Annotated in this window: 18 protein-coding genes and 1 tRNA gene; 6 read left to right on the forward strand and 13 right to left on the reverse strand. The window is 61.9% G+C overall.

Annotation, left to right across the window (positions count from 1 at the left end; genetic code table 11):
- Position 1: 1 nt before the first annotated feature.
- Positions 2-1198, forward strand: coding sequence for a CaiB/BaiF CoA transferase family protein (locus YP76_RS17170; protein WP_046764804.1), 1197 nt, complete (start codon positions 2-4; stop codon positions 1196-1198).
- Positions 1195-1818 carry an N-carbamoylsarcosine amidohydrolase gene (locus YP76_RS17175; RefSeq protein ID WP_046764805.1) on the forward strand — a complete coding sequence of 208 codons (624 nt, stop codon included), beginning with the start codon at positions 1195-1197 and terminating at the stop codon, positions 1816-1818. The genes YP76_RS17170 and YP76_RS17175 overlap by 4 nt, the downstream gene beginning before the upstream one ends.
- A 120-nt stretch (positions 1819-1938) precedes the next feature.
- Here YP76_RS17175 and YP76_RS17180 read toward each other — a convergent pair whose 3' ends face one another.
- The 4 genes from YP76_RS17180 to YP76_RS17195 form a co-directional block, all read right to left on the reverse strand.
- On the reverse strand, positions 1939-2283 hold the full coding sequence (locus YP76_RS17180) for a hypothetical protein (RefSeq protein ID WP_046764806.1): 345 nt from the start codon (positions 2281-2283) through the stop codon (positions 1939-1941).
- Positions 2284-2338: 55 nt separating this feature from the next.
- A complete protein-coding gene (locus YP76_RS17185; protein WP_046764807.1) occupies positions 2339-3514 on the reverse strand; it encodes a class I SAM-dependent methyltransferase in 1176 nt (391 codons plus the stop codon).
- Positions 3515-3635: 121 nt separating this feature from the next.
- A complete protein-coding gene (locus YP76_RS17190) occupies positions 3636-4079 on the reverse strand; it encodes a cupin domain-containing protein (protein ID WP_046764808.1) in 444 nt (147 codons plus the stop codon).
- The gene (locus tag YP76_RS17195) at positions 4079-6514 is read right to left on the reverse strand and encodes a TonB-dependent receptor (RefSeq protein ID WP_046764809.1); all 2436 of its coding nucleotides are present in this window, start codon (positions 6512-6514) and stop codon (positions 4079-4081) included. The genes YP76_RS17190 and YP76_RS17195 overlap by 1 nt, the downstream gene beginning before the upstream one ends.
- 534 nt (positions 6515-7048) lie before the next feature.
- Between YP76_RS17195 and YP76_RS17200 the strand changes: the two genes are divergently transcribed.
- Both YP76_RS17200 and YP76_RS17205 read left to right on the forward strand, forming a co-directional pair.
- Positions 7049-8065 (forward strand): cupin domain-containing protein, encoded by a 1017-nt coding sequence (locus tag YP76_RS17200; RefSeq protein ID WP_046764810.1) that lies wholly within the window; start codon positions 7049-7051, stop codon positions 8063-8065.
- Positions 8062-8586, forward strand: coding sequence for a hypothetical protein (locus tag YP76_RS17205; protein ID WP_046764811.1), 525 nt, complete (start codon positions 8062-8064; stop codon positions 8584-8586). The genes YP76_RS17200 and YP76_RS17205 overlap by 4 nt, the downstream gene beginning before the upstream one ends.
- Before the next feature lie 59 nt (positions 8587-8645).
- On the opposite strand, the gene YP76_RS17210 is transcribed toward YP76_RS17205, so the two are convergent.
- From YP76_RS17210 to YP76_RS17220, 3 genes are read right to left on the reverse strand one after another with little or no spacing between them, the layout of a single operon-like run.
- Positions 8646-9455, reverse strand: coding sequence for an alpha/beta fold hydrolase (locus YP76_RS17210; RefSeq protein ID WP_046764812.1), 810 nt, complete (start codon positions 9453-9455; stop codon positions 8646-8648).
- A gap of 24 nt (positions 9456-9479) precedes the next feature.
- On the reverse strand, positions 9480-9911 hold the full coding sequence (locus tag YP76_RS17215; RefSeq protein WP_046764813.1) for a cupin domain-containing protein: 432 nt from the start codon (positions 9909-9911) through the stop codon (positions 9480-9482).
- A 30-nt stretch (positions 9912-9941) separates the two neighbouring features.
- Entirely contained in the window at positions 9942-11495 is a 1554-nt protein-coding gene (locus YP76_RS17220) for an FAD-binding oxidoreductase (RefSeq protein WP_232307592.1), read from the reverse strand.
- A 152-nt stretch (positions 11496-11647) separates the two neighbouring features.
- Between YP76_RS17220 and YP76_RS26720 the strand changes: the two genes are divergently transcribed.
- Positions 11648-12319, forward strand: coding sequence for a GntR family transcriptional regulator (locus YP76_RS26720; RefSeq protein ID WP_084733225.1), 672 nt, complete (start codon positions 11648-11650; stop codon positions 12317-12319).
- A gap of 221 nt (positions 12320-12540) precedes the next feature.
- On the opposite strand, the gene YP76_RS17230 is transcribed toward YP76_RS26720, so the two are convergent.
- The 5 genes from YP76_RS17230 to YP76_RS17250 form a co-directional block, all read right to left on the reverse strand.
- A tRNA-Arg gene (locus YP76_RS17230) sits at positions 12541-12617 on the reverse strand.
- Positions 12618-12651: 34 nt separating this feature from the next.
- Positions 12652-13137: a DUF1178 family protein gene (locus tag YP76_RS17235; RefSeq protein ID WP_046764814.1), complete on the reverse strand. Its 486-nt coding sequence runs from the start codon at positions 13135-13137 to the stop codon at positions 12652-12654.
- Complete coding sequence (locus tag YP76_RS17240) at positions 13134-13964, reverse strand: carbon-nitrogen hydrolase family protein (RefSeq protein WP_046764815.1); 831 nt, start codon at positions 13962-13964, stop codon at positions 13134-13136. The genes YP76_RS17235 and YP76_RS17240 overlap by 4 nt, the downstream gene beginning before the upstream one ends.
- Before the next feature lie 5 nt (positions 13965-13969).
- The gene (gene grxC, locus YP76_RS17245; RefSeq protein ID WP_046764816.1) at positions 13970-14227 is read right to left on the reverse strand and encodes a glutaredoxin 3; all 258 of its coding nucleotides are present in this window, start codon (positions 14225-14227) and stop codon (positions 13970-13972) included.
- Between the two features lie 49 nt (positions 14228-14276).
- Positions 14277-15035: a ComF family protein gene (locus YP76_RS17250; RefSeq protein ID WP_046764817.1), complete on the reverse strand. Its 759-nt coding sequence runs from the start codon at positions 15033-15035 to the stop codon at positions 14277-14279.
- A gap of 41 nt (positions 15036-15076) precedes the next feature.
- On the opposite strand from YP76_RS17250, the gene YP76_RS17255 reads away from it, so the two are divergent.
- Positions 15077-15925: a methyltransferase domain-containing protein gene (locus tag YP76_RS17255; RefSeq protein WP_046764818.1), complete on the forward strand. Its 849-nt coding sequence runs from the start codon at positions 15077-15079 to the stop codon at positions 15923-15925.
- A 357-nt stretch (positions 15926-16282) separates the two neighbouring features.
- On the opposite strand, the gene YP76_RS17260 is transcribed toward YP76_RS17255, so the two are convergent.
- Positions 16283-17251: a diacylglycerol/lipid kinase family protein gene (locus YP76_RS17260; protein ID WP_046764819.1), complete on the reverse strand. Its 969-nt coding sequence runs from the start codon at positions 17249-17251 to the stop codon at positions 16283-16285.
- Between the last annotated feature and the right edge of the window lie 4 nt (positions 17252-17255).

Consider the following 17255-nt stretch of genomic DNA (forward strand, 5'->3'; position numbering starts at 1 on the left):
TATGACGAAGAATGTTGAAGGCGCGCTCGCGGGCATCCGGGTGATCGAACTCGGACAGCTCATCGCCGGGCCGTTCTGCGGCCAGCTTCTGGGCGACATGGGCGCGGAAGTGATCAAGGTCGAACCCCCCGCCCAGGGCGATCCGATGCGCAACTGGGGGCATGGCGACGCCAAATTATGGTGGGAGGTCGTGGCGCGGAACAAGAAATCCGTTTCCGCCAACCTCCGCATCCCCGAGGGGCAGGAACTCGTCCGCAAACTGGCGGCCACTGCGGACATATTGATCGAGAATTTCAAGCCCGGCACGATGGAGAAATGGGGCCTGGGTTCCGATGCGCTGCACGCCATCAACCCCCGCCTGATCATCGTGCGCGTGTCGGGATATGGGCAGACCGGCCCCTATTCCAGCTATGCCGGCTTTGGCGGCATCGGCGAGGCCATGGGCGGTTGGCGCTACATCGTCGGCGACGCGGACCGTCCGCCCAGCCGCGTGGGCGTGTCGATCGGCGACAGCCTGGCCGCGACCTATGGCTGCATGGGCGCCCTTGCCGCTCTTCACGCCCGCGAGCGGACCGGCAGAGGCCAGGTGGTCGACAGCGCCCTCTATGAGGCCGTCCTGCAGGTCATGGAAAGCCTGGTGCCCGAATATATGATCTCCCATCATATCCGGAAGCGCACCGGATCGGTCCTGGAGGGCGTCGCGCCTTCCAATGTCTACCAGTGCAGCGATGGCGAATATCTGATCGGCGCCAACCAGGACGCGGTCTTCGCACGGCTTTGCGAAGCCATGGGCCGGCCCGAACTGGCGTCCGATCCGCGCTATGCCACCCATCTGGCGCGCGGGCAGAATCAGAAGGAACTGGACGAGCTGATCGAAAGCTGGACGCGCACGCTGACCGTCGAAGCCGTCGAGGCGCTGATGATCAAACACAGCGTCCCCGCCGGCAAGATCTACCGCGCGCCGGAGATGCTGGAAGATCCCCATTTCGCGGCGCGCGATGCGCTGGTGGAGGTGGATTCCCCGCGCTGGGGCAAGTTCAAGATGCAGAACGCCTTCCCCAAACTGTCGGATACGCCCAGCAGCATCCGTACGCTGGCCCCTGCCACCATCGGGCAGGATAATGAGGCGATCTACGGCGAACTGCTCGGCCTGGACGCGGCGGAGCTCGAGCGGTTGAAGGCCGTGTCGGCCATATGAAGGACGAACTGGCCGCCAACTATGCCGGAGCGTTCGACGGATCGCTCCGGCCGGGCCGCAGGATAGCGCTGTTGATCATCGACGTCGTTCGCGCCTATCTCGATCCGGCATCGAGCCTCTATGCCCGGGCAGAGGATGCGCTGGCGTCGAACCAGCGATTGCTGGCCGCCGCGAGGACGGCGGAAGTGCCGGTCATATTCACCAATGTCGAATATCAGGCGGGCGGCATGGATGGCGGCCGGTTCTTCAGGAAGGTGCCCGCCCTCAAGGCGTTTGTGAAAGGGTCGCCGCTGGGCGCCTTCCCGGAGACGCTTCAGCCCCGCAGCGACGAAATCGTCGTCACCAAACAATATGCCTCCGCCTTTTTCGGCACATCGCTGGCCGCCACGCTCACCAGCCTGGGGGTCGACACGCTTCTGATCACGGGATTTTCCACCTCCGGCTGCGTCCGGGCGTCGGCGGTGGACGCGTTGCAGCATGGCTTCATCCCGTTCGTCATACGCGATGCCTGCGCGGATCGGCATCCCGGCCCCCATGAAGCGAACCTGTTCGATCTCCAGGCCAAATATGCCGAGGTGGTTGGCGAACAGGCCGCGATCGACCTGCTTCGGCGAGTTTGAACGGATTTAGCCTTCCCGACCATTTCCTCCGACATCGGCACAAACAAAAATCCCGGCTTATGCCGGGATTTTTCTCTCGACCGCGCGGGAACAGGCTTGCGCCCGTCCCGGTGACGGGAATCAATTGGTCGATACCGTCGTCACGACATCGTCATAGGGTTGGTTCGCGAGCTGATGTTCCAGTTCCTCCCGTTCCTGATGCACGATGCGCAGCACCACATCCAGATAGGTGTCGCGCAACGCGTTCCGGATCTCGCGCACCTTCTCATCGGGCTCATAGGCGTCGACCGCCTCGGGGCTGATCGATTTACCCTCCGCGGACAGGCGCTCGATCGTGTCGATCCGGTCGCGCAGGACGGCGACCTCTCCCGTCAGCGCCAGCGTGATCGCCATCAGCTTGTCGACGGCGGGATCTTCGAAATAGCTCGGCCGCTGACCGCGCGCCTTCTTCTGCAATTCTACCATAGATGACTGTCTTCTCTGCCAATATCGGCGGGGCTGTGCGCCCCGCCATTCCCTATTATTTCTGCGCGCCCCAGACGTACCACATGCCGGCGCCGCCAAAGTCGCCGCCCTGGAAGACCTTGGTTCTCTCCGCTTCCGCAGCGTCGAACACGCTGGTCTGCATGCCCTCGAACGCCTTCGCCGGGTCGAAGCCGGTTTCGCGGGCGATGTCGGCCGACACGATTTCGTGGCTCGCCCCCCAATAAGGCTCGTTATTGTTGCGCGTGTCCCAATCGAGCATGAAGGCATCGAAGGCCTCCAGCGCCCGATAGGGCGGGGTTTCGGCATGAATGACCACGCCGCCCGGCGAGAGCAGCCGATGGGCTTCGCGCATGATGTTGCGCATCGCCTTGTGGCTGGTTTCATGAACCAGGATGTGGCTGACGATCAGGTCGAAGAAGCCGTCGTCGAAATTGGTATGTTCCGCGTTCTGCTGGCTGAAATGGACCTTCTGGCCCAGATCCTGCGCCCGCGCATGGGCGTAGCGCAGAACCGGAGCGCCGACATCGATGCCGTAGACCTCCGCCTCGGGATAGGCATCACAATAGGGCAGCGTCGAATGACCCACGGTGCAGCCCATGTCGAGAATGCGTCGGGGCTTCAGATCGGGGAAATTCTGCTTCAGATAGGCGATGGTCGTATCGCCGATATCGGAGTTGAATGGCCCCATGCGACCCATGGCATAGAGATAGACGGCCCGGTCGTAGACCGCACCGTTCGCGACGTCATTCTGCGCGAAATCAGTATGGTATCCGCCCGGCATGCAATGGATGTCGACCATCCGGTGGTAGCGCGGAATCTCCATATCGGGATTCAGCGTCAGCGTGCCGCCCGCATCCCCTTCCGTCCGGCCAACATCGATCAGCGTGTCGAGCGAGCGTTGAACGGGGACCTGCACCGCATTCCACATCATTTCCTGGCTGTTGCGCTGGAGCGCGGACCAGAAGCGGAAATAGGGATCGTCGGCCATGGCCTTGCGGATTTCATGATAGTTGGCCGGCGCGCTGCCTGTCGCCGCGGCATAGGCCTTGCCCGCCCGCGCCTCATAGGCCAGCCGGTTGCCGGGCGCCACCTTGCTGGCAAGATGCAGTTTCAGGCTCTTCACGAATTCCTGCCGCGACGCCTCGTCGGAGACCGTCTTGGGCAACACCGCATGACGATATTGGGTTTTCAGATCAATTGCCGCTTCCATGAGCTTTTCCTTTCCATCGCAACGTCAACATCCAGTCCGACCCGCCCGGCGGCCGGCTGCCCGGCCGGATGTCTCCGGCCATTCCTTGCATGCCGACACCGCCGGCTCGGGCTGTCCCGCACTATGTTCGGCCGTTCCTGATCTCCTCCAGAGTCGGGAACGGATAATCGGGACTTGGGGGACAAAAGCAGATGTGCCGAAATGGCTCCTTGCTCGTGATCCTGACATGTTTTCGTGCACCTACGGGATAGCTGTACACTGTTCCCGCCCTGATCGTCGCCCGGACCATTTCGGAATAGAGGGGAGGCATATAGACCTCCACCTCCATCTCGCCCGAAATGGCATATTGGATCTCGTCATGGGCAAAGGTCCAGACGAACTCGTCACCGGGCATGAAGTCTTCGATGATGATCTGACAATTGGGCTGGTTGATCGCGCTATATCCCCTTATCCGCACGCCCGGATTGAAGGGCAGGTCGAACAGCGGCGCCTGGTCCAGCGCCGCATGATCGATGTCATGCGCTTCGAATATGGAGCGCGCGGCAGGGGCCAGCCCGATCGCCATCAGAACTTCACCTTGGCTTCCACGCCGACGCTGCGATCCGGCGCCCGGTACACGGCGTGCGCGATGGGCAGGATCACGACGGCTTCGCTATTATATTTCTCGTTGAAGAGATTCTTCGACCACAGCGCCAGTTCCCAGCGATCGCTGCTGAGGCCGATACGGGCATTGACCAGATCGACCGGGTCACGCTTGGTATTGGGCTGGTTGCGCTGATCGTACCAGATCGAACCCGTCCGCGAATAATCGCCGCGCAGCAGGAAATCCAGCCGGTCGTTGATCGGTTGCGTCAGTTGGAAACCGGCGCTGAGATTGTAATTGGCGGCGAACGGGACGCGCTTGCCGATGATGTCGGCCCGATCGACCGGATCCTGGCTGTCGATGTCGACGATCTTGGTATCGGCAAGACCATAGCCGCCGAAGATGGTCAGCGTGTCGGTCAAGCGGGCGTTGATGTCGAATTCAAAGCCCTGGATGCGGGTCCGCTTGATCTGCGAAATCGACTGGATACCGCCCGTCGGGAAGAATTCGAACTGCTGCGCGTTGCTGACCTTGGTGTAATAGGCCGCGCCGTTGAAGCTCACCCGGCGGTTGAACCACAACGACTTGAAGCCGATTTCGTAGGAGTCAGCGACTTCCTTGCCATAACTGTCCTGGACCAGAACATTGGGAAGGCTGACCAGCAGCGTGTCGCGCGTCCCGATCGGGTTGAAACCGCCCGACTTGAAGCTCTTGCCATAGCCCGCATAGATGGACCCGTTCCGTCCAGGGAATTTATAGGTCAGCGTAGCCTTTGGCTGCATCTGCTTGAACGTCCGGTCCGCATGGCAATCGGCAGCGGCACGGCCGGTCGTCGCGACGCAGAGATTGTAGGTCGCCTGAGGAGCGCCCGTCGCGACACCGAAGAAGGGGTTGGCGATGTCGGGCGTCAGCGTCCGAATGGACCGCCGCTCGATATCGTAACGCAGGGCGCCCTGGAACTCGATATTGTCGGTAATGTCATATTGGATATTGCCGAACGGCGCGAAGTTGCGGGCACGGTAGAGATTGTCATCATAGTTGAGCGTGCCGTTATTGGTTTCAGGCCCGTCGATCCCGCGCGTGGGCAGGATGCTGCCGCCGCCGATCAGGTTGCGCGTGATCGGCGAAACCAGCCCGCTGAACGGGGGCAGCAAGTTGCCCGCCCCATCCGTCGGCAGACGACCGTTCAATCCCTGTTCGGTGGTGAACCGGCGCTTGGACTTCAGGAAGAAGACACCAGCCTGCCAGCGCAGCGGCCCGTCATTGGACGATGTCAGGCGCAGTTCCTGGATGAAGGCGCGGTTGGCGATACGGAATTTCTGCGTATTGTCGCCGAACAGCACCAGGGCATCGATCCCGCCCAGCGCACCGCTGACAAAGTCGTTTCCACCATAGGACCATCCTGCATAGGGATAGTTCTTGGCCTGATAATTGTCGCTGATCATGTTGTAGGACGTGACAGACGTCAGCTTCGCAAATCCGAAGTCATGATCGATCTTCAGCGATGTCGAGAATTTGTCCTGGCGATTGCGGCCCGGCACATCATTGGTGAAGGGCAGGCTGGTGTCGTTGGTGTCGATCCGGGTCACGGGAACGCCGCCGATGGTCGTGCCGACGACCTGCGCATTATAGGCGATGGCGCCGCCCAGCAGCCGGCTGCCGTTGAGCCGGAAATCGACATTGGTGTTTTCGCCCGCTTCCCAGTCAAGCCGCAACCTGGCCAGCTTTTCATTCGACCGCATCGGCTTTTCGCCGGTGTTGATGTTCGTGTAGGGTCCATCCGTGTCGTTGAACGCCACCGAGGCGCGGAAGCGGAGCTTGCCGGGAATGATCGCCCCGCTGACGCTGCCGTTCATGCGGCTGGAGTTCCAGTTGCCATAGCCGGCCGTCACCTGCCCCTCGAAATCGTCCGTAGGCGCCTTGGTCGTGATGACGATCGCGCCGGCCGACGCGTTGCGACCGTACAGCGCGCCCTGCGGTCCTTTCAGCACTTCGATCTGCTGAATGTCGAACAGTTCGCCGTTGAATTCATTCTGCGTGGCCAGTTGCACCCCGTCGATCACCACCGCCACGGCGCCCTCGGACTGGCGAATGGAGGTCTGGCCGCGGATGTTGACGAAGAATTCGCCGGCGTGGTTGGCGACCTGGAACGACACGTTCGGCGTCATGGCAAGGAAATCCTGCGGGCGCGTGATCCCGGCCCGCTGGATCGCGGTCGCATCAAACACCTGGACGGCAACCGGCACTTCCACGAAGGCCTGATCGCGCTTGAGGCCCGTCACGACGATCTCGGCCTCATCAGCTCTGGCCGCTTTGCTGACGGGATGTTTATTGTCGGCGGCCACATCCTGCGCATTGGCGGACATGGCCAAAGCGGCATAGGCAAGTGCGGCAACGGAAGTCGTGAGCTTGAGCATTTTTTCCCTTCCCCTTTTGATAGCAGCGCCTTCAGGCGTCGGATAAGCTGGACTCCATTTCGGTGTCTCATTATTTGTATACATTATTGAATGGAATTTTGGCCTGGTGTCAACCGGTAAAATTCAGCCTTTCGACATGGAAAGAACGCATGCGAACAAGCGAAAATCTTCGATTTATCAAGATTTATCATTATATTTCAGTGTTTTAATTAAATATCGATAGATCTGCGAAACGTCGGACCCCGGAGCGTGATGCAGAACCAGGATGGACGACCGAGGGACGCGTGACCTCCGAATGAACCAGGAAATTCGAGCGAGGCCGACGCTGTCGGCAATGAGGCGGCGATAGCTACCGGCATGCGGGTTGGAATCACGAAATATTACTGTAAATCAATTATTTATTCCATATTTTCTATTGCCGTACCGATGGCCCCGCATGTCGGCTGAAGAACGGCTTTTAGCGCCATTTCGAATTTGGGATGGCAATCCCCAAAATTTTGCATACATTCTTGCTTATCATTTAGGAGGTGATTCATGGACCATACAAGACGGGACGAACCTGGCTTCTACAATCTGCTGGGATTGAATCGATCCCGCCTCGACGCTCCCGATATACTTGACGGCTTGAATGGATCGTTGATGAGCGCCGATCCGCGCTCGGGCTCACGCACCTTCGTGCTGGACCTGCCGCCCGGCTGGCGCGGCCGGACCGATGCCCAGCTCGCGAGCCTGGAGCTCTTCCTGCTGCGCGGCGACCTCTCGCTCAACGGCGATCGCGTTGGCGCATCCGGCTATGTCCATGTTCCACAACTGTGCGGCGGCGGCGAACTCCATTCCGAAAGAGGCGCGCTCGCGCTCGCCTTCTGGAATCCCAACATGCCTGCATTCCCCTTCCCCTACACGCGCAACCGTGTCGTCCGCCCGTGGGAGGAACAATGGGTCAACAGCATGCCGGGCTGCACCGGGGCGATGCACAAGTCCTTGCGCAAGCCTGACCCCGTTCCCCATCCCACGGACGAAGGTTTCGACGGCGGGCCCGGCGGATATATAAGGTTCCAATATCTGGAACCCGGCCTGATCGCCGCGGGGGAACATGTCCATCACGAATGTTTCGAGGAAATCATCCTGCTGCAGGGCGACTGCTTCCTGGTCAATGAAGGACAGATGGGCATCGGTAGCGTCGTGGTCCACCCGCAGGAATGGTATCATGCGCCCTTCGCGTCACGGAGCGGCGCGCTCATCCTGGTGCATACCGATGCCCCGATGGGCTATCCCTGGCCGCCACGCCCCTATCCGGAAGCGGAGAAGCTGGCCCAGGCCTATATGGACAGCGCCGCATGGGATGTTCCGACCGAACATGTGTGCTGGCATGATCATCCGATCGCCCGGATGCAGGAGGAATCGAGCGCCTATCAGGCATGGCGCCAGGGTGAAGGCCGCAACAAGTGGGGCGATGAGGACGTGGGCGACAAGGTCCCGTATATGCCCGGCAAGCAGGGCACATCGTCGAAATTCCGTGCCAGCTGGACGCGAAAGGAGTGCGGCGAATGAGCCGGTTGATCTGCTTCCTGCCCTATACGCCGCGCTCGGATTCGGAGGAGCGCGGCTATGAGCAATGGCTTCAGGATGTCGACAATCCCTTCTTCAACAGTCGCCCGCCGGTGCATCATTATACCAACTGGCGGGTCGCGGGCGGGCCCACCGAGGCTTTTCCCTATACCCATTTCGATTTCCTGCTGATCGAGCCGGGCAAGACGGCGGACGATGTATGGACCGACGGACCGCTCGCCGAATTCGCCGCCAATTGGGTGAAGCTCTGGGGCGTCGCGCCCGAGGGCGATCCCGCGCTCAACTATCAATGCTATGTGGCGGAATATGTATCCGGCGATGCGGGTGCCTATGCGCCGCTGATCGAGATATCGCTCGACCTCTCTTCCGTCGGGGAACAGTGGCGGATCACGCAGAATGTCGTCGGCCAGGCGCAATCGCCGGGATTCACGCGCCGTTTCATATCCCGGTCCGACCCGGCATCGAACGCCATCATCGGAGAACTGGTCGCCGGCCCTCGATAAGGGCCGGCACGATCCGACCGGAATGCGAACGGGGCCGACGACATCGGCCCCGTTTCGTCTCAGGATGATTTCTCCACTGCGGAGAAGAAGGCGGCGATGCCGTGAGCGAACCGGTCGGGATCGAGATCGGGTTCGAAATTGGCACCTGCAATATCCAACACCCTCGCGTCCGGACGGATTTCACGGGCACGGTCCAGATAGGGACGGAGCACGTCCTGCGGCGCCGCCATGATCAGGATCGGACATGCCAGTTCGCGGTAGAAGCGGGTGAAATCCTGCCCCCATACCGCGTTGTAGGACTGGACGCGGCCCCACCATGCCCGCAGCATGTCCGCCATTTCGCGATGGAAGAGCATGACATCCTCATGCGCGCCCAATGCGCGGAGATAGTCCCAATTGTCGAGCAGATAGGAACCGCTGACGGTCGGGGTGAACGGCGTTCCGAAATGCCGGGAAAATTCGATCCGCTCCTCCGCCGTCAGGGGCACCGGGCCGGCCAGCGTGACGCTCTTGGCCAGATCGGGATAACGCGCCGCCATCTCCGTCGCGATACAGGCGCCGGTATGATGGCCGACGAGATGGCAACGATCGATGCCGGCGGAGCGGACGGCCTGGTACATCCAGTCGACATATTGGCTCATGGGCGGCTTGGTATCGGCCGCGGGATCGAAAGAACCGCCGAAACCCGGCGTATCGAAGGCATAGCAGTCCCAGGAACCGCCGATCCGCTCGAACGTCTTCAGATACATCTGGCTTGAACTGGCAGTCTGGTGAAAGAAAACCACCGGGCCACGGTCGCCTGCCGCATGCCTGTAATGGACCTGTTCTCCCTCCGCCGTTTCGCAATAGGCCTTGCGCACATGCACCATTCGAAAATCTCCGAGGAAAGGGCTTCAGTTCCGAGCGGCGACGCTGGCCGCCACCGATATGGGATAGCCCGGATTGGGATAGGTGATGCACAGATGGCGGAAAGGTTCGTCGGACAGAACGCGCCACACGACGCGGCATCCACGCGGCAGGAAATAGACCGATCCGGCTTCGGCGACGACCTTGCCGGTTTCCAGCATCAGCGGTGGCAGATGATATTCGATCTCCGCCCGGCCGGAAACGACATATTGAACTTCGTCATGAGCAAGTGTCCAGACAATGTCGACGCCCTTGAAGAAGTCCTCATAATTGATCTGGCAGGCAGGTTCGTCGATGCCGGTGTTGACTGCCCTGAAACGGGACCCTGCGGCAAAAGGAAACTCCAGGTCGGGCGCCTCGTCAAGGTCGCTGTCCCGACAATTGTAAAGACCGAATTTTCCCCAGGAAATCGCGTCCATCTATCACTCTCCCGATGGTAAAACAGACTCTCAGAGCCCCAACGAACCCGGATTGACCCGCCGTTGCGGATCGACCACCGATTTCACGCCCTTGAGCAGGTGGACCAGCGTGCCGTCGGCCATCATTTCCTGATAGGGATAATATTTGCCGATCTGCAGGTGCAGGGCGCCAAGGGAATCGAACAGACCGCGCAATTCGTCACGCAGTCCCAGCGCCACGGCGCGCCGTTCCTCATCGGCGGGGATATCCTTCCACTTTTCCGCAAATTCAGGCTCGATCAGTGAAAGGCGGAACGGCCCGAGCGCATCGCGCCAGTAAAAGCTCGGCTCGATCACGAATTCCGGCCCCGAAAAACACGTCAGATAGGAGGTCTTGATCCCATGCTTCTCCATCAACGGCTTGCGCTCCGCCAGAAATTTCTCCGTGGCCTCGGCAGCCTTCACCGCGACCGACAAAGGGAAATATCCATGGACGGGAATCCAGATCTCGCCGTCAGATCCCAGCAAGATCGTACGCACGCCACCAAAGGGAGCATTGCGGAATACGGTCGGAATACTGCTCGCCATCTCCGTTCCGCCTTCTTCGACGCAGATTTCGGCGGCGAGGTCAGTATGTTCGGCGGCGACACCTTCCGTCAAACCATCCAATGTCATGTGCAGCGAATAGGGCACGTCCTTCAGGATCTTCTTGCCGCCGAACGCGACCTTCGCCGCCCGCTTCAACCCTTTCAGGCCGCCTTTGCGCGCGATCTTGCCGACGATGGAAAGACCTTCCTCGAACGTGATGCCCTGCTTCTCGAAACCCGCATTATAATAGGGATCGAACCCGTAACATTCAGAGGCGATGCCCAGCCGGGCGATGCGGACCTGCGCCGCCAGCATCGCCGCCAACGTGTCGAACCGATAGGAAAGATAGCCGGTGTGCTTCGGCGCCGGAACGAGGCGAAGAGCAGCGGCCGCCTTTATTCCCATGGCCCCGGTGTCCGCGAGGAAAATGCCCGTCATGTCAGGGCCGAAATGCCGCCAGAACGGACTGCCATGCTTGTGCCCCCAGGATCCCGTGCTGACAACGGTCCCGTCCGCCAGCACCACCTTCAGGCCAAGCACGCTTTCCGCCGCTGTTCCTCCCGTTCCCGAGCCATGAAACAGGCTGTTCTGCGACAATGCGCCGCCAACCGTGGCATAGGCACCGGACAGCGGCCCCCAATAAGGCGTACGCAGGCCGAGCGGCGATAGCGCTTCATGCAAGGTCTTCCACGTGCAACCACATTCGACGATCACGTACATATCGTCTTCGTTGATTTCGAGAATGCGGTTCATCCGCCGCATGTCGACCAGCACGCTGTTCTTCTCGACGGGCGTGTAGCCGCTGGTATAGGACATCCCGCCTCCCCGCGCGACGACCGCCCGCCCCTCTTGGGTCACCAACTGCACGGACGCGGCCAGTTCTTCGATGCTAGCCGGCTGAATCACCGCATCCGCCACCTCGCCCGGCCGCCAACTAAGATCGGTGGAGAAGAAATCGCGACGCTCCGCATCCTCGATCATATGCTCCGTGCCCACTATCTGGCGCAAGCGGTCCATGATTTCCGGATTATGCGACCTATCAGCAGCTGACATGAACATCCTTTCCATTTTGCCGTCCATATTGTATGCATTTTTGTAGACATGCAAGTCTGTCGATGATGAATACGATGTTGCTTGGCCGCAGGCTTGTTCCGCGTTAAAGGGCGGCCATGAAGAACCAAGGTGGAACTCCGTCGAAGACGGACGAATCGAGCGCCGCGTCTCTTGTGAGTTTCGTCGTGGACTCGATCGTGGAAGGCGTGCTGAAAGGACAATATGTCCCCGGCCAGCGCCTGATCGCAGCAGATTTAGCGGAAGAATATGGAGTCAGCCGCGCACCGGTGAGGGAAGCGCTGCACGTTCTGGCGGGCGAGGGCGTGGTGGAACTCATCGCCAACAGAGGTGCGCGCATCCGCAAGCTGGGGGTGGAGCAGCTATTCAATTTCCTCGAGTTCACAGAGGCCCTGCTCGCCGTCGGCGTTCGCCGCGTCACGAACAAAAAGCTCAAGCGTGACGAGATCGCCCTTATCGAGAAGGCTTTCCAGGATATAGAACAGCAATGCGAACGGAAGAATGCGCGGGAACTGCTATCGGCACTTCATCGTTATCATACCGTTTTGAATAAGATATCAGGCAATGACTTCGTGGAATTCTTTTACAATAGGCCGTATATAAGATTTTATACGTCCCTTATCCATGAATTTGCACCTGGCGATAATTGGACGCAGTTCATACACAATTACCGCCTTATTCATTCGACAATTCTTTCTGGGGACGAGCATACCTCAGTCGCAACATTCGTCGCCCATATCCGCTGGGTACTCCAAATGATGCGCGGATAATCTATAGCGGCCTGCCAGATGATCGCCATCTGATCCCGATGAAATAGTCCGGACGCTTGGCGGCAAAGGTCGGTCCATGTTGCATTCCCATTGCATGGAGCCGCTTGGAAATCTCGGAAATCAAGGGAAAATGGCGGAATTGCGCGGGTTTCGATGGCAACACGAAATCGCCCGTTCCCGCACTGGATGAGTTCAAACCCATTGAATTCATGAGATGAAAATGGTGCGCCCAACAGGATTCGAACCTGTGGCCTTCGGATTAGGAATCCGACGCTCTATCCTGCTGAGCTATGGGCGCGCCGTGACGGCTCTATGCTGCGCGAAGGATGCGGTCAATTCTTCACTTCAGGGGGAACCACCGGAAAAGGCAGCGGGGCGACCTCCACACCCTCGGCGATCAGCGCCCGCGCCTCTTCCAGCGCGACCTCGCCATGGATGCTGCTGCGGTCCTGTTCGCCATAATGCATGGCGCGAGCCTGTTCGGCAAAGCCGCGCCCGACCCAGGTGGACCCTTCCAGCGCCTTCTGCTGCGCCCGCGCCAGTGCCTGGATCAGTTCGCGCATCTTCGCCTCTTCGCCCGCACCCATGGCGATCGATGCGCCATCGGACGGGGCGAGCTGGGCCGGCAATGCCTCGGCCCGGCTGTTGCCCTTGGGCGCGACGGCGGGCGCCATCACGGCCTTTCCCACTTCGGCGTCGCCGCAGAGCGGACAGGAGAGCAGGCCCCGCCTCTTCTGATCCTCATAATCGGCGCTGGAACCGAACCAGGCCTCGAACACATGGCCTTGGGATTGGCATTTGAGGTCGAAAACGATCACGACACTGTCACATCCATGGGCAATGATCGCCGGTTGGCGAGCGCAGGCACCCGCCCGCGCACTTCCTCTATGCGCGACAAGTCGATCTGCGCAAGAGCCAGACCGGCGGTTTCGCCCATGTCGAGGACGATATCCCCCCAGGGGTCGACGATCAGGCTGTGGCCATAAGTGTCGCGGCCGTCGGCATGATGGCCGGTCTGCGCGGCGGCGATGACGAAGCAGCCCGCCTCAATCGCCCGCGCCCGCAATAATATGTGCCAGTGCGCCCTGCCGGTCGGCACGGTGAAGGCGGCGGGCATCAGGAGCACGGTCGCGCCGGCATTGGTGAGCGCCCGGTAAAGGTCGGGAAAGCGCATGTCATAGCAGACCGACAGCCCCATCCGCGCCCAGGGGGTGTCGACCGCGACAACCCGCTCGCCCGGCCCGTAGACCGAGGATTCGCGCCAGCTCTCGCCCGTCGCCAGATCGACGTCGAAGAGATGGATCTTGTCGTAGCGGGCGCGGATTTCGCCGCTGTCGTCGATCATGAAACTGCGATTGGCCCAGCGCCCGTCGATGCGTTCGTCCTTCAGCGGCAGGGACCCAAGATGCACCCACAAGCCCTGTTTCGCCGCAGCCTCCCGCACGGCGGCCAGCACCGGATCGTCAGCCTCGGATCGCAGCGTCGCCGCCGCCCGCTGGCGGTCGCGGTCCAGATATCCCGCCATTTCCGGGGTGAAGAGCATATCCGCCCCCTCCCCTTTGGCACGCGCCGCCATTTCCGCGATCGCGGCGGCGTTGGCGGCGGGATCGACCCCGCTGGTCATCTGGAAGATCGCGGCGCGCATCGGACTTATGCTCCCAGCAATGCGTCGAGCTTGCCCTGCCGGTCGAGCGCCGCCAAGTCGTCGCTGCCGCCGACATGCGTGCCGTCGATGAAGATCTGGGGCACTGTCGTCCCGCCATGGGCACGGCCCAGCATTTCCTCGCGCTTCGGTCCGCCCATGGTGATGTCATATTCCTCGAACGGAACGCCCTTGCCTTCCAGTAGCGCCTTGGCGCGGGCACAATAGCCGCACCACGCCTTGGTATAGATTTCGACCTTCGCCATCTGTCTCGATACTCCTTGTCTGCCGAAATTGTGGCTCGGCGCGCCTTTGTCAATCGTCCGCATCCGGCACGACCCGCGCCCAGCAAAGAAGATGAACGCTCGCCGCGCCGCCGCGTTTCAGCGTCCGGGCGCAGGCCGCCGCCGTCGCCCCGCTGGTATGCACGTCGTCGATCAGCAGCACGGCCCGTCCCTGGAGGCCATGGTCCGATGCCAGCGCAAAGGCCCCCCGCACCACCTTTGCCCGCGCCTTCATGCCCATGCCCCGCAACGGCATGGTCCGCCGGGTCCGGAGCAAGGCGTGGTGATCGACCGGCAGCCCCGCCATCCGCCCCAGATGCCGGGCGATCAGCGCCGACTGGTTGAACCCGCGCCACCACAGGCGCCAGCGATGCAACGGCACCGGCACGATCACCGGTTCCTCCACCGCTGGAAGCTGCCGCGCCATCTGCCGGGCGATCAGGCGTGCAAGGCCGATACGCCGCCCATATTTGAGCCGCAGCGCGACGGCGCGGGCCACATCGCCATAGGCGAGCACCGCCCGCGCGCTGTCGAAGGGCGGCGGATCGGCAAGGCATGCGCCGCATTCCGCGCCCAGCCCCTGCTCATAGGCGAAGGGGACGCCGCAGCGCGCGCAGCAAGGCTCGCCCAGGAAACGCATGCCAGTCCAACAGGTCAGGCAGAAGGCGTCATCGGCATCCACGATCAGCCCGCAACCGGGGCAACGCGGCGGAAGGGCATAGTCGAACGCGGGACGCAGCAGGCTCTTGAGCAAGGGGGAGACCTTGGAAAGCGGCGGGAGGGACATCATCTCCCTTGTTCCCGCTCCGTCGCCGATGCACAAGGCCCGCCATGACCAATCCCGACATCTTCGACCGCACCCTGCGCGCCAGGCGGCGCGACCGGATGATGGCGCGCTTTGCCGACCATGATTTCCTCTACCGGGCGATGCTGGACGAACTGCTCGACCGGCTGGGCGACGTGCAGCGCGAATTGAAGGAGGTGCTGGTCATCGGCTGCCCCGACGGCAGCGCCAGGGCGGCTCTGGAGGCCATGGGGAAGACGGTCGTCTGCGCCGATCCCGGCTTTGCCGCGGCGCGCGCGCAGGGCGGGGTGCAGGTCGATGAGGACGCCCTGCCCTTTGCCGACGAGAGTTTCGACCTGGTGGTCGCCTGCGGCACGCTCGACAGCGTCAACGACCTGCCGGGCGCGCTGATCCTGATGCAGCGGGTGTTGCGGCCGGACGGGCTGATGCTGGCGGCCTTCACCGGCGCGGGGTCGCTGCCCCGGCTGCGCGCCGCGCTGATGGCCGGCGAAGGCGACCGGCCGGGCCAGCATGTCCATCCGCAGGTCGATGTGCGTTCGGCGGGCGACCTGCTGGCGCGGGCGGGCTTTACCATGCCGGTCGCGGATGGGGATATGCTGACGGTGCGCTATGGCGATGTGCTGCGGCTGATGCATGACTTGCGCGGCATGGGGGCGGGCAATCTACTGGTTTCCCGACCGCCCATATTGCGGCGGGAGGCGATCGCCGGGGCGGCCGGGCATTTCGCTGCCGCCGCGGATGAGGACGGGCGAACGGCGGAGCAGATGGCGATCGTCTATCTGAGCGGGTGGAAGGCCGATCCCGGTCAGGCGAAGCCGGCGCGGCGCGGCAGTGCGACCGTGTCGTTGGCGGAGGCGCTCAAGCCGAAGCATTGACGGCGATGCGCGCCAATCGCCCGGAAATGGCTGTTTTACGTCGAAGTTCACACTGTATGCGCGCGCGTGCCAGGGCGCGCGTGTGCGGAGGCAGGAGGATCGGACGGTTCAAAGAGGGATGCGGGATAGACCCGCGGGCGCGGAATAGGACAGCGTGAAATGGGCACCCGTTGGTAAATAGGATGTTTTTCAGCAACCTGTTGCCGTTGGGCATCCGTCGGTCTGAGCCAGAGTCGGGAAAGGGCCATGAGCGGCCGTCACATCCTCCTTACCCGGAGCGTGGGGCCGGAGCATGGGGCCGGAGCCTGGGGGGATGAAGGGGGGATGTCCGCCGTCCGCCCCAACCGCCGGAAGCCATCAGGCCGCCAGGCGAAGGAACGGCACCGGCTCGGTGGAGCGCAGGACGATGGGCTTGCCTTCGGACGCTTCGAACAGTTCGCCGTCCAGTATGACGCTGCTGTGGTCGCCCTCTATGCGGATCACGTCGCCCTGTTCCAGATGGATACCCTGCATCTGGGCCTTGCCCACACGCCTGGTCACACTGGCCCAGAAGAGGCGCAGCAGGGCGGCCAGATTCTGGTCGACGGCCATCAGCTTCATATTGCCGCGCCGGCTGTCGCCCGGCTGCACGCCGAGCAGCAATCGTTCCAATGTCGTCACGATCAGCACGGCGAAGCGCCCGGCCAGTTGCCCGTCGCGGATCAGGGAGATACGCACCGGACGGCTGGATTGCGGCAGGAATCGGGCACGAACCCCAAAGACCAGCGAGACGAGTACCGCGATGACCGTCAGGAAATGACTGATGCCGTTGGACAGGCCCAACGGATAGATCTGGTTGCGGCAGTAGAGCATATAGTCCGCCAACCCCGCCCCACCCAGGAACATGCCCAGCACCGGCCGGCTTTCCGCCTGCCCGTCCGACAGCGCGATCAGTTCGCGCGCCACGACATGGTCGTCGACGCCCGCCTTGGCGATCTGGACGATCCTTTCCAGCGCCTTGATCGGATCGCCATGAATGCCGAGGTCGAGCGCGATCAGGTTGGTCTTGCCGTTGGGCAGCACCGCGATCGGCGGCACGCGGCCCTGGAAATGCTCGCCCTGATAAAGTTCGGTCAGCGCCGCCTGCACCGTGCCGTCGCCGCCGTTGATGACGATGACGACCGGATCGACGCGGGCGATGGTCTGGAGCGCCCGGCCGATCTGGTCGACATGTTCCACCTCATAATGGAAGATGTCGGGGTTGCTCGCGCAATAGCTGCGCACGCGCGGAAGCGTCTGCCGGTTGCCCGTGGATTTGGGATTGGACAATAGGGCGACGCGGACCATGGTC

The organism is Sphingobium chungbukense (genome assembly GCF_001005725.1).
Taxonomy (GTDB): Bacteria; Pseudomonadota; Alphaproteobacteria; order Sphingomonadales; family Sphingomonadaceae; genus Sphingobium; species Sphingobium chungbukense.

What these genes read in the sequence shown, in the direction of transcription:
- YP76_RS17250 (WP_046764817.1), bottom strand. Translation starts at nt 15,035, where the DNA reads ATGATGTCCCTCCCGCCGCTTTCCAAGGTCTCCCCCTTGCTCAAGAGC.
- YP76_RS17180 (WP_046764806.1), bottom strand. Translation starts at nt 2,283, where the DNA reads ATGGTAGAATTGCAGAAGAAGGCGCGCGGTCAGCGGCCGAGCTATTTC.
- YP76_RS17195 (WP_046764809.1), bottom strand. Translation starts at nt 6,514, where the DNA reads ATGCTCAAGCTCACGACTTCCGTTGCCGCACTTGCCTATGCCGCTTTG.
- grxC (WP_046764816.1), bottom strand. Translation starts at nt 14,227, where the DNA reads ATGGCGAAGGTCGAAATCTATACCAAGGCGTGGTGCGGCTATTGTGCC.
- YP76_RS17190 (WP_046764808.1), bottom strand. Translation starts at nt 4,079, where the DNA reads ATGGCGATCGGGCTGGCCCCTGCCGCGCGCTCCATATTCGAAGCGCAT.
- YP76_RS17255 (WP_046764818.1), top strand. Translation starts at nt 15,077, where the DNA reads ATGACCAATCCCGACATCTTCGACCGCACCCTGCGCGCCAGGCGGCGC.
- YP76_RS17205 (WP_046764811.1), top strand. Translation starts at nt 8,062, where the DNA reads ATGAGCCGGTTGATCTGCTTCCTGCCCTATACGCCGCGCTCGGATTCG.
- YP76_RS17215 (WP_046764813.1), bottom strand. Translation starts at nt 9,911, where the DNA reads ATGGACGCGATTTCCTGGGGAAAATTCGGTCTTTACAATTGTCGGGAC.
- YP76_RS17175 (WP_046764805.1), top strand. Translation starts at nt 1,195, where the DNA reads ATGAAGGACGAACTGGCCGCCAACTATGCCGGAGCGTTCGACGGATCG.
- YP76_RS17185 (WP_046764807.1), bottom strand. Translation starts at nt 3,514, where the DNA reads ATGGAAGCGGCAATTGATCTGAAAACCCAATATCGTCATGCGGTGTTG.
- YP76_RS17220 (WP_232307592.1), bottom strand. Translation starts at nt 11,495, where the DNA reads ATGGACCGCTTGCGCCAGATAGTGGGCACGGAGCATATGATCGAGGAT.
- YP76_RS17210 (WP_046764812.1), bottom strand. Translation starts at nt 9,455, where the DNA reads ATGGTGCATGTGCGCAAGGCCTATTGCGAAACGGCGGAGGGAGAACAG.
- YP76_RS17200 (WP_046764810.1), top strand. Translation starts at nt 7,049, where the DNA reads ATGGACCATACAAGACGGGACGAACCTGGCTTCTACAATCTGCTGGGA.
- YP76_RS17260 (WP_046764819.1), bottom strand. Translation starts at nt 17,251, where the DNA reads ATGGTCCGCGTCGCCCTATTGTCCAATCCCAAATCCACGGGCAACCGG.
- YP76_RS26720 (WP_084733225.1), top strand. Translation starts at nt 11,648, where the DNA reads ATGAAGAACCAAGGTGGAACTCCGTCGAAGACGGACGAATCGAGCGCC.
- YP76_RS17240 (WP_046764815.1), bottom strand. Translation starts at nt 13,964, where the DNA reads ATGCGCGCCGCGATCTTCCAGATGACCAGCGGGGTCGATCCCGCCGCC.
- YP76_RS17170 (WP_046764804.1), top strand. Translation starts at nt 2, where the DNA reads ATGACGAAGAATGTTGAAGGCGCGCTCGCGGGCATCCGGGTGATCGAA.